Raw genomic sequence first — 14640 nt, forward strand, 5'->3', positions numbered from 1 at the left:
CCTTCGGGCCGGGCGGGACGAAATATGCCCGCTGCGGTCACCTCGGCGGTGATTCTGCTCGCCGCCCTGGCGATCGCGCTGCTGTTCGCTCGCCCTGTGTTCGTCGGCTTCGTGGCCCTGCTGGTGGTGGTGGCCTCCTGGGAGGTCGCGGGAGCGTTTGCCCGCAAGGGTCTGGTCGTGATGCTGCCACCCATCTATCTGGGCGGAATCGCGATGGTCCTGACCGGGGCCTTCGTCAGCTCCTTCTGGGTGATGGCCAGCCTGTCGCTGACTTTCTGCGCGATCGTAATCTGGCGTCTGGCGTCGACCAAGCTCGAATCGTCCGCGGTGATGGATATCCTGGCCTCGGTCTTCGTCGCGGTCTACATTCCGTTCACCGCCTCCTTTGTGGCGTTGATTTCTGAGCGCTCGGTCTCCGTCTGGCCGGTAGCTTTCTTCGTCATCATTGTGGTCTGCAATGATCTGGGTGGTTGGATGGCCGGAATCATGTTCGGGCGCCATCCGATGGCTCCGAAACTGTCGCCAAAGAAGTCGTGGGAGGGCTTTGCCGGCTCGGTTATTCTCACCACTTTGGCGGGCGTGGGATCTACTTTTGTTCTCGAAATTCCCTGGTGGTGGGGGATCCTCTTCGGCATCTTCGCGGCGGGTCTGGGCACCCTTGGGGACCTGCTGGAATCGTTGATCAAACGCGAAGTTGGCTTGAAGGACATGTCGGCCATCGTGCCCGGCCACGGTGGGCTGATGGACCGGCTCGACTCGATTCTTTTCGCGGCCCCGGCATTCTACTTCCTGTTTGCGTTGGCGCTAGGGTGGATGGGATGAACCAGTTAGCGAGAGAAGTTCGCCCCACCGATCAGCCACCCGAGGGTGCCACCGATCCGCAGGCGCGCCCAGTTCTGTCCTTCACCGCTAAGCGCCGCGGCAAGCCGCCGGTGCACCTGGCGGATTTGACCGGGGCCGAACGGCGAGACTGGTTCAAAGAGCAGGGCCTGCCCGGGTTTCGGGCGGACCAGCTGTCCCGGCACTACTTTGGGCACAACCTGACCGCGAAGATGACGGACGTTCCGGTTTCGCTGCCGAAAGAGACGTTCCTGCCAGAGTTGATCACCCTGGCGCACGAGCAGCAAGCAGACGGTGGAGAGACCATCAAACACCTGTGGTCGCTCTACGATCACGCCCGGGTTGAAAGCGTGCTGATGCGCTACCCGGGGCGTACCACCCTGTGCGTCTCTTCGCAGGCCGGGTGCGGGATGGCCTGTCCGTTCTGCGCCACCGGCCAGATGGGCCTGACGCGGAACCTCTCTGCCGGCGAGATCATTGAGCAGGTGCGCCAGGCTCGGATTGCCTGCGAAACCGGTCAGCTGGCCGGCGGCCCCACCCACCTGACCAACGTGGTCTTCATGGGGATGGGGGAACCGTTGGCCAACTGGAAGGCGCTGAAAGCCGCCCTGCACCGGCTGATTGATCCGGCCCCGGAGGGGTTCAACCTGTCGGCGCGCAACGTCACCGTTTCCACGGTGGGTTTGGTTCCCGGGATCGGGAAGTTGGCGGACGAGGGGTTGCCGGTCACCCTGGCAGTTTCCCTGCACGCCCCGGACGACGACCTGCGGGACGAACTGATTCCGATCAACTCGCGCTGGAAGGTGGGGGAGCTGCTGGACGCGGCTCGCACCTATTTCGTTCGGACCGGCCGGCGGGTCTCGATCGAGTACGCGCTGATCAAAGACATGAACGATCAGCAGTGGCGAGCTCAACTGCTGGCGGATGAGCTGAACCGTCGCGGGCACGGCTGGGCCCACGTGAACCCAATTCCACTCAACCCGACCCCTGGAACCATCTGGACCGCTTCGACTAAGGCCGCGCAGGACCAGTTTGTGGCCACGTTGCGGGCGGCCGGAATCAGGACCTCCATCCGGGACACCCGCGGCGCCGACATCGACGGAGCCTGTGGTCAGCTAGCCACCTCTTGGGCTGAAAAAGACAAGGAGCTGAAGTAATGGCCGAAATATTCCCAAAGGCGGGTCTACTGCGGCGCGGATATGATCGCGAGACCGTGGATCAGTTTTTCGCTCAGGCTCGCGCCGCCTATGAGGGCGGCATTCCCGCGGAGCAGTTCTCTGCCTCCCAGGTGCGCCAGGCGTCCTTCGAGCTTCGGCGCGGCGGCTACGACACCCGCTCGGTCGACTCCGCCCTGAACCGCTTGGAGGCGGCCTTCACCCAGCGCGACAAGGTGGACTACATTTCGGTGAACGGTGAGGCCAACTGGTACGCCAAAGTAGCTGAGTCGGCGACCACCCTCTACCCGCGGCTGCTGCGCCCCGATGGCGCCCGTTTTTCTCACCCCCCGCGCGGAGAGAAGGGCTACCGGACCGACGAAGTCGACGCGCTCATGCATCGGATCACTCTGTTCTTTGATCAGAACCAACCTCTGACGGTGGGGGATGTTCGCCTGGCCCTGTTCCACAGTGCCAAGGGAGAGAAAGCCTACCGAGAAGACCAGGTAGACGCCTACCTGGGCCGGGTCGTTGAGATCATCCTCGCCGCCTCATGAAGCTGGTCATCCTGGGCTCAACCGGGTCAATCGGGACCCAGGCCCTCAACGTGGTGCGGTCACATCCGGATCAGTTCGAGGTGGTGGCCCTCGCCGCGGGTGGCTCCCAGCCTGAGCTGCTGGCCCAGCAAGTTCGGGAGTTCTCTCCCGAGCGGGTGGCGCTGGGAACAGGGGAGTTGGCAGACCTGTCTGCCGCTTTTCCCCAGGTTGAGTTTTCCCTCGGGCCCGAAGCGGTGGAGGAGCTGGCCGGTTCCTATCCGGAGGCGACCGTCCTCAACGGCATCACCGGGGGTGTGGGCCTCGGCTCGACCCTGGCTGCCCTCGCGGCCGGCAGCACTCTGGCCTTGGCCAATAAGGAATCACTGGTGGTGGGCGGCTCCCTGGTTCGACAGGCCATGCGCCGGCCCGGCCAGATCATCCCGGTCGACTCCGAGCATTCGGCGATTGCTCAGGCACTGCTGGCCGGCGTTCACCACCGGGGGCTGGTTAGCCCCGTGGTTGACGGACGCTCCGAGCTGTCCCAGATCGTCCTGACCGCCTCGGGCGGTCCATTTCGCGGCCGCAGCCGGGCCGAGCTGACCGGGGTGACCCCGGAGCAGGCCCTGGCTCACCCCACCTGGAGCATGGGTCCGATGGTGACCATCAACTCGTCCACTCTGATGAACAAGGGGTTGGAGCTGATCGAGGCGGCCCTCCTGTTTGACGTGGCCCCGGCTCAGATTGTACCCGTGATTCACCCGCAGTCGATCGTGCACTCGATGGTCACCTGGGAGGACGGATCCACCATCGCCCAGGCGGCGCCGCCCAACATGGAGGTGCCGATCGCGCTGGGACTGGACTGGCCGCACCACCATCCCGGGGTTGGGGTTCCGCTGACCTGGGATCAGGCCCAGTCGTGGACTTTTGAGCCGATCGACCCGCAGGTGTTTCCCGCCCTCGACCTGGCCGCGCAAGCCCTAGCCGCCTCGGCCACCCACCCGGCCGTATTGAACGCGGCCAACGAGGTGGCGGTGGAAGCGTTCCTGGCGGGGCGCCTGTCCTGGCTCTCCATTGTGGACGCGGTCCGCGATGCCGTCGAAGCGCATCCCGGCCAGAGCAACCCCACCCGCGCTGAGATCGAAGAGATCCAAGCCTGGGCTGTGGCCCGAGCCCGAGCGTACGTGGCGGCCCACTAATGTTCCTCCTGGGCATCCTGGCCCTGATCGTGGGCTTGATTATTTCGGTTGCACTGCACGAACTTGGCCACCTGATGCCGGCCAAGAAGTTCGGGGCGCTCGTACCTGAGTACTGGGTCGGCTTTGGCCCCACCCTGTACCAGCGCCGGGTCGGGGGCACCACCTACGGGATCAAAGCGATCCTCCTGGGTGGGTACGTGCGAATCCTCGGCATGTTCCCACCGGGGAAAACGGCTGGTCACCGGCGCACCCTGGTCGAGGAAGCGCGTCTTCAGTCGGCGGAAGAACTGGCGGCCGCCCGGCGCCAGGGCTTGACCGGCACCCCCTTCTACCAGTTGGGTACCGGCCAGAAGCTCATCATCATGCTGGGCGGGCCGGTGATGAACCTGCTCCTGTCGTTCATTCTGACCGGGATCGTGGTGACGGGAATTGGGTGGCAGCAGCCCACCACCACCGTTTCCGACGTGGTGTCCACCACCACCGAACTGGGCCTGACCGGCGACAGCGCCCCCACCCCCGCAAGTTCAGCCGGGCTGCAGGCCGGTGACCAGATCGTCGCCTGGGACGGACACCCGGTCGAGGACTGGAGCCAACTGCAAACCCTGATGGAGACCGCGCCCTCGCAGGTGACGGTGGACCGAGCGGGCCAACGCCTCGAACTGGACATTACCCCGTTGGCCACGGACCAGGGCCCCAAAATTGGTATTTTCCCCGAGCTGGAGCGTGTCCACGGCACCGTCGGCCAGGCCGCCTCGGCCGCCACCGGGCTGCTAACCGGCACCGTCCAGGCGCTGGTGACCCTGCCGGCCAACCTGTGGGAGCTGACGACCGAGCTGGCCACCGACGCCCCGCGCGACCCGGCCGGCGCCGTCTCGGTGGTGGGGGTGGCCCGACTGGCGGGCGAAGTCTCCACCGTTAGCTCCGGGCTCGAGCGGGTCTCCATGCTGCTGTCCCTGCTGGCGTCGCTGAACATGGCCCTCTTCGTCTTCAATCTGATTCCACTGCCCCCACTCGATGGGGGACACGTGGCCGGGGCCCTTTGGGGTGGTGTGCGAAACCTGTGGGCTCGCCTGCGACGCCAACCCCGCCCAGCTCCGGTCGACACCGCGAAAATGGTTCCGCTCAGCTACGGCGTCTTCCTGGTGCTGATCGTCATGTCCTTGATCCTGATGGCAGCGGACATCATAAAGCCGTTGGAGCTGTTCTGAGGGATTGACCTCAACATTGGCCAGTGCGGTCTACCAGGGTAGATAATGGCAGGGTGATCAACCTTGGAATGCCTAAAGTGAAGGACACGCCGTTTCCTCGGCGCAAGACTCGTCTTATCCACGTGGGGGACGTCCCGGTCGGTGGGGGCTCACCCATTTCGGTCCAGTCGATGACCACGACCAAGACCCACGACATTGGGGCCACCCTGCAGCAAATTGCGGAGTTGACCGCGGCCGGCTGCGACATCGTTCGAGTGGCGGTGCCGACCGACAAGGATGCGGAAGCCCTGCCAATCATTGCCCGGCAGTCCACGATTCCCGTGATCGCCGACATTCACTTTCAGCCGCGCTACGTGTTCGCCGCGATTGAGGCGGGCTGCGGCGCCGTCCGGGTGAACCCCGGGAACATCCGCAAGTTTGACGACCAGGTGGCTGAGATTACCAAGGCCGCCAAGGATCACGGTACCTCCCTCCGGATCGGCGTGAACGCCGGCTCCCTCGACCGCCGGATGTACGACAAATACGGGGGCGCGACCGCGGAGGCGCTGGCGGAGTCAGCCATCTGGGAGGCATCGCTGTTCGAAGAGCACGACTTCCACGACTTCAAGATCTCGGTCAAGCACCACGACCCGGTCACGATGATTCGGGCCTACGAGATCCTGGCCGATGCGGGGGACTGGCCGCTGCACCTGGGCGTGACCGAAGCCGGTCCGGCCTTCCAGGGCACCATCAAGTCGGCCACCGCTTTCGGCGCGCTGCTGCGCGAGGGGATTGGCGACACCATTCGGGTTTCGCTTTCGGCCCCGCCGGTGGAAGAAGTCAAGGTCGGCCTGCAGATCCTCCAGTCGATGGGGCTGCGCGAACGGACCCTTGAGATCGTGTCCTGCCCCTCGTGCGGTCGGGCGCAGGTGGACGTCTACACCCTGGCCGAAGAGGTAACCGAAGGACTGAAAGACCTGACCGTGCCGCTGCGGGTGGCCGTGATGGGCTGCGTTGTCAACGGTCCCGGTGAGGCGCGCGAAGCCGACCTCGGGGTCGCGTCCGGCAACGGCAAGGGACAGATCTTCATTCGTGGCCAGGTGGTGGAGACCGTGCCCGAAGACCAGATCGTTGAGACCCTGATCAAGCACGCCAACCTGTTGGCCGAGGAGATGGGCCTGGGCGAGGGTGAGGTTGAGGTTATTGCGTAAGTGGGCGCTGGCGGCGCTGGGGGCGGGAGCGGCCCTGGCCTATTCTGGCTTTCCTCGTCGTGTAGGGGTGACCCGGTCGCAGGCAGACCTGTCTTTGCCCGGCGACCTGCTGCTCCCAACAGCTGACGTGCAGGCGGATCGGGCGCACGAGTTCGGGGCCACTCCGGCCGAGCTTTGGCCCGCCGTGCTGGCGGTGGAGGACCTCTACGCCTACCTGTGGGACCGGCCGCTGACGGTGGTGGCAGAGGAGCCGGGAGAACTGCTGATCCTGGCCACCCCCAGCCACCTCGACGACTGGCATGCCACTTTGACGGCCGCTCTTCTGCCCAGCACCGACGGGCGCACCGTGGTGCACCTGCGGGAGCGGTATCAGGGGAAGCGTCCCCTGACCGTCACCACGGCGCTGGCCGCCCCTCTCACCTGGATTCGGATCAGCCGCAGCCTCGCGTGAGCGCGTTGGCGTCTCCGGTCCTGCTCACAGTAAGGTTGGAATCGTGCTAACTTCAATGTCTGATTTGTTTGTCCGGACCCTGCGTGAGGATCCGGCCGAAGCCGAACTAGCCAGCCACAAGCTGCTGCTCCGTGCCGGCTATGTCCGCCGCGTCGCCCCCGGGATCTACACTTGGCTCCCGCTGGGACTGCGGGTATTGCGCAATGTTGAGCGGATCGTGCGCGAGGAAATGAACCGCGTGGGTGCCCAGGAGGTGCTGTTCCCGGCTCTGCTGCCGGCCGAACCGTACCGCGCCACCGGGCGCTGGGATGAGTACGGGCCCACCCTGTTCCGTCTGCAGGACCGCCGCCAGGGGGACTACCTGCTGGCTCCGACGCACGAGGAGATGTTTACCCTGGCCGTGGCCGGGATGTACAACTCTTACAAGGACCTGCCGCTGACGCTGTACCAGATTCAGACCAAGTACCGCGATGAGGCTCGGCCGCGCGGGGGACTGCTGCGTGGGCGTGAGTTTGTCATGAAGGACGCGTACAGCTTCGACCTGACCGATGAGGGCCTGGATGAGTCCTATCGGAAGCAGCGCGGAGCCTACCAGGCCATTTTCGAGCGCCTGGGACTGGACTATGTCATCTGCTCGGCCATGGCGGGTGCGATGGGGGGCTCGAAGTCAGAGGAGTTCCTCCACCCCAGCCCCGTGGGGGAGGACACCTACGTGGTGTCGCCGGGTGGCTACGTAGCCAACGTCGAGGCGGTCACCACGCTGTCGCCTGCCGATCAGTCGGTGGAGGGCCTGCCGGAGCCGCGCGAGCTGCCCACCCCCGGGGCGGGCACGATCGAAGCACTGGTCGAGTTGGCCAACGAGCAGTACCCCCGCTTGGACCGTCCCTGGACGGCAGCCGACACCCTGAAGAACGTGGTCTTTGCGCTCACCTATCCCGACGACCGGCGAGAGCTGCTGGTGGTGGGCCTGCCCGGCGACCGTGAGGTTGACGAGAAGCGGCTGGAAGTAGCCGTGGCCCCCGCGGAGTTCGAGGTGGCCACCGAAGCGGACTTTGCGGCCCACCCGGAACTGGTCCAGGGTTACATTGGCCCGACTGTTCTCTCGCCTAACCGGGAGGACGGAGTCCGCTATCTGGTCGATCCGCGGGTGGTGCCCGGGACGTCCTGGATTACCGGCGCGAACCGGGTTGATCATCACGTCTTCGGACTGGTGATGGGCCGCGATTTTGCCGCGGAGGGGACCATTGAGGCAGCCGAGGTGCGCGTCGGCGATCCGGCCCCCGACGGGTCGGGCCCCCTGGAGCTGCACCGTGGGATCGAGATTGGCCACATCTTCCAACTGGGCAAGAAGTATGCCGAAGCGCTGGATTTGAAGGTGTTGGACCAAAACGGCAAGGCCCAGGTGGTAACCATGGGCTCCTACGGGATTGGCGTCTCCCGCGTGATGGCCGCGCTGGCCGAGTCTTCCTGCGACGATAAGGGGCTGGCCTGGTCGCCGGTCGTCGCGCCGTTCTCCGTCCAGGTGGTCGTGGCCGGGAAGGGCAACGAGTTGGACGCGGCGGCCCTGCGTCTGGCGAACTCGCTGGACGATGCGGGACTGGAAGTGCTGCTGGACGATCGGACCGGAATCAGTGCCGGAGTAAAGTTCGCGGATGCGGAGTTGTTGGGCAACCCCATCATTCTGGTGGTGGGCCGAGGCCTGAAGAACGGCCTGGTGGAGCTGCGGGATCGCCGGAGCGGGGAGCGCCGAGAAATTCCGGTTGAGACCGCGGTGGCCGAGACTTTGGCACTGTGGGATCGACTGCGAGGTGAAGGGTAGAGCAATGGCGATCAGAGAGATTCGCGTAATTGGGGATCCGGTGCTGCGCACACCGTGCGAGTGGATCACCGACATCGACGACCGGGTCAAGTCCCTGGTGGAAGACCTGCTTGAGACCGTCGACATGGATGGGCGCGCCGGACTGGCCGCCAACCAGATCGGCGTGGGCCTGCGGGCATTCTCGTGGAACATCGACGGCGACATCGGCTACGTGTTGAACCCGAAGCTGGTTGCCACCGACACTGAGCACATCCAGGACAATGAGGAGGGGTGCCTGTCGGTTCCCGGCCTCTGGTACCGGACTGAGCGCTCGTGGTACGCCCGGGTCGAGGGAATCAACCTGGACGGCAAGCCGGTCGTGGTCGAGGGGGAGGAGCTGATGGCTCGCTGCCTCCAGCACGAGACGGATCACCTGGAGGGCATGATCTACATCGATCGGCTGGACCGGGCCACGCGCAAACAGGCCCTGCGGGATATCCGCCAGGCCAACTTTTAGCAACGCGGGCCCCACCGGGTGACAAACCGGTGGGGCCTTTGCCATACTTGTAATTACACCGTGCAGTTTTCGCACTCCGGGGCCTAAGGACGTAGGGGAAGACGAACCTTGGACCAACAACTGGAGGTAGCGATGACCCGAGGATTCACCCGCGGTGTACTTTTTGTGCACTCTGCGCCGCCAGCCCTGGGCCCACACATCAACTGGGCGGTGGGCAATGCGCTCTCCCGCGAGGTCAAACTCCAGTGGACCGATCAGGCGGCCGCCCCGGGCATGCTTCGAGCTGAACTATCTTGGGTTGGTCCCACCGGGATCGGAGCTCGCCTCGCCTCGGCACTGCGCGGTTGGGAACACCTGCGCTACGAAGTGACCGAGGAAGCCACCGCCTCCACCGATGGGGGCCGGTGGGCACACACGCCCGAGCTGGGGATTTTCCACTCGCAAATGGACTCGGTCGGCAACGTGGTGGTCCCGGAGGATCGGATCCGCGCCGCCCTGGAGGAAGCAACCGACTTCCGCTCGCTGCAGGATGCGCTGGACCTGGCGCTGGGGCAGGCCTGGGACGACGAGTTGGAGCCGTTCCGCTACGCCGGGGCGGGTGCACCGGTCCGCTGGCTGCACCGGGTGGGTTAGCCGTGGGGAGCATCGCGGACCTCCTCGGAGGCGAACTGCCCGACGAGTGGGAACAGTCCGATCGGGTGGCCCGTCAGGAAGGGGCGCGGGAGGTGGCCCTGGAAGCCATCCTGACCGAAACCAACTATCCGCCCGAGCAGATGTCTCCGGACCTGCGACTGCGCGAAGAGCTGGAGCTTGACGGCCTTCCCCTCTGGGCGGTGGTCGCCCAAATCGAACGCGAACTGAAAGTAACCATTCCGGACCGTGAAGTAAAGTCCTGGGTCACGCTGGCTGACCTGTTGGACGCGGTCGAGCGAGCCGGTTAGGGCTCACCTCAGATCCCTGGACCCAGGGTCGACTGGCCTGTGCCTTCGTGCACGTATCTGCGCAGGTCCAGGCCGTGTTGCCGCGCGCTTTTGACTGCCCGATACCGGACACCCCCTGGCTGTGTCTCAGCATTTGAACGGTCAAATGTCAGGAAACATAAGGGGTAGACAAAGGTGCACCTATGTTAGCTCGCCTCCGATAGCGGCTCGATATATCGCGGTGATACTATGACCGGGAACGCAAGCAGACAGGCTGTTATGAGGGGATGGTATTTGCGGTGGGGGTCCGGGCACTGATGCTAGAACTGGCCATTTTGGGGGAGTTACATGAACCCAAACATGGCTATGAGCTGCGTCAGAGCCTTTCGGCCGCCCTGGGTCCCCTTCGACGGCTCTCCTTCGGCTCGCTCTACCCGGCCCTGCATCGCCTCAGTGACCAGGGCCTGATCAAGGTGGTCGGAGACGGGGGTAGTAGCCGCACTTCCCGGCGGCAAGTTATCTACCAGATCACGGCTGGGGGCCGGGAGTATCTGACCCGCCACCTTGCCGATGCCTCGGTGGATGACGATGCGCTGGGCCTAACCATGCGGCTGATGTCGAAAGCCTCGGCCGGCACCCGCTTAGCCCTGCTCAAAGCACGGCGGGCGCAGGTGCTGGCCCGGCGGGAGGCGGCCCGGGTGGCCAGCCGATCGACAGACTCTTGGGTTCGGGCTCGAGCTGAACTCGACGCTCAACAGAACGAGGCGGAACTGACCTGGTTGGACCGTCTGATTGCCTCGGTGGGGGCCGATCTGACCCCGAAAACCTACCGCTCCGGTGAGACCCACGGGTCGTCGGAGCCACCATTTTAGTTAAACGAAGGATAAATATGAGTTCCATTCGCACTGCCATCGTCGGTGTCGGCAACTGCTCTTCAGCGCTGATTCAGGGGGTCGAGTTCTATCGGGACACTCCGGACTCAGCTACCGTCCCCGGCCTGATGCACGTGAATTTTGGCGGCTACCACATTCGGGACATTGAGTTTGTCGCGGCTTTTGACGTCGCGGCTGACAAGGTTGGGAAGGACCTGGCCGAAGCGATCGGCGAGGATCCGAACTGCACCATTCAGTTTGCGGAAGTCCCGCCGCTCGGGGTGACGGTTCAGCGTGGACCCACGCTGGACGGTCTGGGGGAGTATTACCGCGACACCATCGAGGAATCTGACGTCGAGCCGGTGGACGTGGTTCAGGCTCTGCGCGACGCCCAGGTGGACGTGGTCGTGTCCTACCTGCCGGTGGGCTCGGAAGAGGCGGACCGCTTCTACGCCCAGGCCGCCATCGATGCGGGATGTGCTTTTGTCAACTGTCTGCCGGTGTTCATCGCCTCGGATCCGGTCTGGGCGCAAAAGTTCCGCGACGCGGGCCTGCCGATCGTGGGGGACGACATCAAGAGCCAGTACGGAGCCACCATTTCTCACCGTGACATCGTGCGCCTGATGGAGGAACGCGGCGTCAAGATCGATCACACCTACCAGCTGAACGTCGGCGGCAACATGGACTTCAAGAACATGCTGCAACGCTCCCGGCTGGAGTCCAAGAAGATCTCAAAGACTCAGGCGGTCACCTCGAACATGCACTCGGAGTACGGTGTCGGGGACGTCCACGTGGGCCCCTCGGATTACGTCCCGTGGCTGACCGACCGAAAGTTTGCTTTCGTGCGGGTGGAGGGGACCACTTTCGGCGAGGTTCCGATCAGCATCGAATACAAGCTTGAGGTTTGGGACTCACCCAACTCGGCCGGCGTGGTGATCGACGCGATCCGGGCTGCCAAGCTCGGCCTGGACCGCGGCATCGGTGGGCCGCTGTACTCGCCCGCCGCGTACTTCATGAAGTCGCCCCCGCAGCAGATGGTTGACCAGCAGGCGCGGGCCCAGGTTGAGGGATTCATCGTGGGTGAGGTCGAGGCCTAGCTCAAGCCGAGCGGGACTCGAACCCGCGACCTTACGATTATGAGTCGTACGGCCTGGCTCGAACCGGGTGGGGGCTGAGGGATTCCTCGGCCCCCACCGTGGTCAGCGGACGCGGGTTTCGTCGCAGTATTCTGCGATTCGACCAATAGCTTCGGTCAGCACCTCGTCATCGGGCAGGGCAACCAGCCGGAAGTGGTCCGGTGCCGGCCAGTTGAACGAGCTGCCGTGGCTGACCAAAATCTTCTTTTTCCGCAGCAGGTCCAGGGCCCAGGCTTCGTCGTCCTCGATCGGGTAGGCCTCAGGGTCCAGCCTGGGGAACAGGTAAAGCGCCCCGTCTGCGCGTTCACAGGTGACGCCGGGGATCTCGGACACGAGCCGGTGGGCCAGGTGCAATTGATCGTAGAAGCGCCCGCCGGGTCGGATCAGGTCGTTGATCGACTGGTATCCGCCGAGGGCCGTCTGAATGGCATATTGGGCCGGGACGTTGGCGCACATCCGCATGTTGCTCAGGAGGTTGACTCCCTCGATGATGTCCTCAGCCTCGTCGAGGGGCCCGCTAATCACAGTCCAGCCGGCCCGGTACCCGCAGGCACGGTAGGCCTTGGACAGTCCGGACATGGTGAAGCAGAGGACGTCGTCCCCGCACAGCTCCGCCGCGTAGACGTGCTGGCCGTGGTAGATGATCTTCTCGTAGATCTCGTCGGCAAAGACAATCAGCCCGTGCTTGCGGGCCAGGTCGATCATGCCCTGCAGTACCTCGCGGCTGTAGACCGCGCCGGTGGGATTGTTCGGGTTGATGATCACCAGGGCGGTGGTGCGGTCGGTGATCTTCGATTCCAGGTCGGCCAGGTCCGGGTTCCAACCGTTGGCCTCGTCAGCCAGGTAGTGGACCGGCTTGCCGCCACTGAGCGTAACCTGTGCGGTCCAGAGCGGGTAGTCGGGGGCGGGAATCAGAATCTCGTCGTCCGTATTGACAATCACCTGCAGCAGCAGGGAGATCAGCTCACTGACGCCGTTGCCCAGGTAGACGTCGTTGACATCTACCGGCCGGCCGAAGGCCAACTCGTAGTGGCTGGCGACCGCGGTCCGGGCCGAACGCACCCCCCGAGCATCCGCGTACCCTTCAGCCTTGGGCAGGTTTGCCACCACCGAGCGCACCATCGTCTCGGGGGTCTGGAAACCGAAAGGAGCCAGGTTGCCAATGTTCAGTTTCAGGATGCGCTCCCCGGCGCGTTCCATCCGCTGAGCTTCCACCATGTTGGCCCCACGAACGTCGTATCGCACCCCTTTGAGGCGTCGTGCCTGCTGATATTTCATTGCCGTCTCCCTGAGTGCCGGGCCCGCCCCGGCTCGAACCTAATCGTAATACTCTCCTTCGTAGATTGGATGCAGCAGCCGCTCAGTGGAGAGAAGTTCGTCCACCTGCGCGCTGGTGAGGAGGCCCTTCTCCACCACCACCTCGCGCACTGTCTTGCCGGTGGCTGAGCACTCGCGCCCCACCTCGTCCCCGGCCGCATGCCCAATCACGTCGTTCAGATAGGTGACAATCCCGATCGAGTTCTCCACGTACTGGCGACAGACGTCCTCATTGACAGTAATGCCCTCCACGCACCGTTCACGCAAAACCTTTGCTCCCTGGCTCAGGAGCCGCCCGGACTCGAACAGGCACTGAGCAATGACCGGCTCCATCACGTTCAACTGCAGTTGCCCCGCCTCCGAAGCCATCATCACCGTGGTGTCGTTCCCGATCACCTTGAAGCAAATCTGGTTCACCACCTCGGGAATCACGGGGTTGACCTTGGCCGGCATGATTGAGGACCCGGCCTGCATCTGGGGCAGGTTGAGCTCATTCAGGCCCGCCCGGGGACCGGACGACAGCAGTCGCAGGTCGGAACTGATCTTGGAAATCTTGGTGGCCGCGCGCCGCATCGCCCCGTGCATGGCCAGGTAGGCGCCGGTGTCCGAAGTGGCCTCAATCAGGTTTTTCCCCGCCACGATCGGCAGTCCGGTCACCTCGGCGAGGCGGGCTACCACCCGTTCCTGGTGTCCCGGCGGCGTGTTTACCCCGGTGCCAATGGCCGTGGCTCCCAGGTTCACCTCCAGCAGGAGCAGGGCCATCGCGTGCAGGTGCAGCATCTCTTCGCGCAGCATCTCGGCAAAGGCCCCGAACTCCTGGCCCGAGGTCATGGGGACGGCGTCCTGCAGCTGGGTGCGGCCCATTTTGATCGTGTTCTGGTAGCGCTGGGCGAGCCGGTCAAAAGAGTCGGCCAGCCGCCCCAACTCGGCAATCAGCACCTCCGCCGTGCGGTGAACGGCTACCCGCAGGCCGGCCGGATAGGCGTCGTTGGTCGATTGGGACTTGTTGACGTCGTCGTTCGGGTGGATGATGTCGTAGCGCCCCCGGCCGTATCCGAGCACCTCCAGGGCCAGGTTGGCCACCACCTCGTTCGTGTTCATGTTGACGGAGGTGCCGGCCCCACCTTGGAACAGGTCGACGGGAAACTGGTCCAGGCACCGACCTTCCGTCAGGATCAGGTCGCAGGCGGTGACGATGGCCTCCGCGGTTTTGGCCGGCAGGACCCGCGCGTCGCGGTTGGCCAGCGCCTCGGCTTTCTTGACTTCCACCATTCCCCGAATTAACTGGGGCACGTCCGACACGCGCACCCCGGAAATGGGGAAGTTGTCGATGGCGCGCTGGGTGTGAACGCCAAAATAGGCATCGGCGGGTACCTGGTACGGTCCCAGCAGGTCGGTTTCGGTGCGAGTCGGGGAATTTGTCGTCATTGCGCTTCCGATCAGCAGGTTGAGCGGCCTCATTGCGGTGGATTCCCCTAAATGCTACACCGCGATAAGTGGGGGAG

General features: G+C 64.5%; 15 protein-coding genes and 1 tRNA gene. 13 read left to right on the forward strand and 3 right to left on the reverse strand.

Translation table 11 applies throughout. The features are described from left to right. Positions 1-24: 24 nt before the first annotated feature. The 13 genes from SAC06_RS04195 (at position 25) to SAC06_RS04255 (ending at position 11779) form a co-directional block, all read left to right on the forward strand. Positions 25-822, forward strand: a complete 798-nt coding sequence (locus SAC06_RS04195) for a phosphatidate cytidylyltransferase (protein ID WP_350258958.1) — start codon at positions 25-27, stop codon at positions 820-822. Then, positions 819-1997, forward strand: coding sequence for a 23S rRNA (adenine(2503)-C(2))-methyltransferase RlmN (rlmN, locus tag SAC06_RS04200; protein WP_350258959.1), 1179 nt, complete (start codon positions 819-821; stop codon positions 1995-1997). The genes SAC06_RS04195 and rlmN overlap by 4 nt, the downstream gene beginning before the upstream one ends. Continuing rightward, entirely contained in the window at positions 1997-2551 is a 555-nt protein-coding gene (locus SAC06_RS04205) for a DivIVA domain-containing protein (RefSeq protein ID WP_350258960.1), read from the forward strand. The genes rlmN and SAC06_RS04205 overlap by 1 nt, the downstream gene beginning before the upstream one ends. After that, entirely contained in the window at positions 2548-3726 is a 1179-nt protein-coding gene (gene dxr, locus SAC06_RS04210) for a 1-deoxy-D-xylulose-5-phosphate reductoisomerase (RefSeq protein WP_350258961.1), read from the forward strand. Before SAC06_RS04205 ends, dxr begins: the two co-directional genes overlap by 4 nt. Further along, positions 3726-4934 carry a M50 family metallopeptidase gene (locus SAC06_RS04215; protein WP_350258962.1) on the forward strand — a complete coding sequence of 403 codons (1209 nt, stop codon included), beginning with the start codon at positions 3726-3728 and terminating at the stop codon, positions 4932-4934. The genes dxr and SAC06_RS04215 overlap by 1 nt, the downstream gene beginning before the upstream one ends. A gap of 68 nt (positions 4935-5002) precedes the next feature. Continuing rightward, positions 5003-6124 carry a flavodoxin-dependent (E)-4-hydroxy-3-methylbut-2-enyl-diphosphate synthase gene (gene ispG / locus SAC06_RS04220; protein ID WP_350259151.1) on the forward strand — a complete coding sequence of 374 codons (1122 nt, stop codon included), beginning with the start codon at positions 5003-5005 and terminating at the stop codon, positions 6122-6124. Next, complete coding sequence (locus tag SAC06_RS04225; protein WP_350258963.1) at positions 6117-6575, forward strand: hypothetical protein; 459 nt, start codon at positions 6117-6119, stop codon at positions 6573-6575. The genes ispG and SAC06_RS04225 overlap by 8 nt, the downstream gene beginning before the upstream one ends. 43 nt (positions 6576-6618) lie before the next feature. After that, complete coding sequence (locus SAC06_RS04230) at positions 6619-8394, forward strand: proline--tRNA ligase (protein WP_350258964.1); 1776 nt, start codon at positions 6619-6621, stop codon at positions 8392-8394. Positions 8395-8398: 4 nt separating this feature from the next. Further along, the gene (gene def, locus SAC06_RS04235; RefSeq protein WP_350258965.1) at positions 8399-8890 is read left to right on the forward strand and encodes a peptide deformylase; all 492 of its coding nucleotides are present in this window, start codon (positions 8399-8401) and stop codon (positions 8888-8890) included. Between the two features lie 132 nt (positions 8891-9022). Then, positions 9023-9523, forward strand: a complete 501-nt coding sequence (locus SAC06_RS04240) for a DUF3145 domain-containing protein (RefSeq protein ID WP_350258966.1) — start codon at positions 9023-9025, stop codon at positions 9521-9523. 2 nt (positions 9524-9525) lie between these two features. Further along, on the forward strand, positions 9526-9831 hold the full coding sequence (locus tag SAC06_RS04245) for an acyl carrier protein (protein WP_350258967.1): 306 nt from the start codon (positions 9526-9528) through the stop codon (positions 9829-9831). A 266-nt stretch (positions 9832-10097) separates the two neighbouring features. Continuing rightward, positions 10098-10682: a PadR family transcriptional regulator gene (locus SAC06_RS04250; RefSeq protein ID WP_350258968.1), complete on the forward strand. Its 585-nt coding sequence runs from the start codon at positions 10098-10100 to the stop codon at positions 10680-10682. A gap of 17 nt (positions 10683-10699) precedes the next feature. Then, complete coding sequence (locus SAC06_RS04255; protein ID WP_350258969.1) at positions 10700-11779, forward strand: inositol-3-phosphate synthase; 1080 nt, start codon at positions 10700-10702, stop codon at positions 11777-11779. A 2-nt stretch (positions 11780-11781) separates the two neighbouring features. Here the strand turns inward: SAC06_RS04255 and SAC06_RS04260 are convergent. The 3 genes from SAC06_RS04260 to aspA all read right to left on the reverse strand — a co-directional run bounded on the left by SAC06_RS04260 (position 11782) and on the right by aspA (position 14563). Further along, positions 11782-11872: transfer RNA gene (locus SAC06_RS04260), tRNA-Met, on the reverse strand. Between the two features lie 9 nt (positions 11873-11881). Further along, complete coding sequence (locus tag SAC06_RS04265) at positions 11882-13096, reverse strand: pyridoxal phosphate-dependent aminotransferase (protein ID WP_350258970.1); 1215 nt, start codon at positions 13094-13096, stop codon at positions 11882-11884. 39 nt (positions 13097-13135) lie between these two features. Then, positions 13136-14563 (reverse strand): aspartate ammonia-lyase, encoded by a 1428-nt coding sequence (gene aspA / locus SAC06_RS04270; RefSeq protein ID WP_350258971.1) that lies wholly within the window; start codon positions 14561-14563, stop codon positions 13136-13138. Positions 14564-14640 lie beyond the last annotated feature (77 nt).

The sequence above is a fragment of the Scrofimicrobium sp. R131 genome, assembly GCF_040256745.1.
Classification (GTDB): domain Bacteria; phylum Actinomycetota; class Actinomycetes; order Actinomycetales; family Actinomycetaceae; genus Scrofimicrobium; species Scrofimicrobium appendicitidis.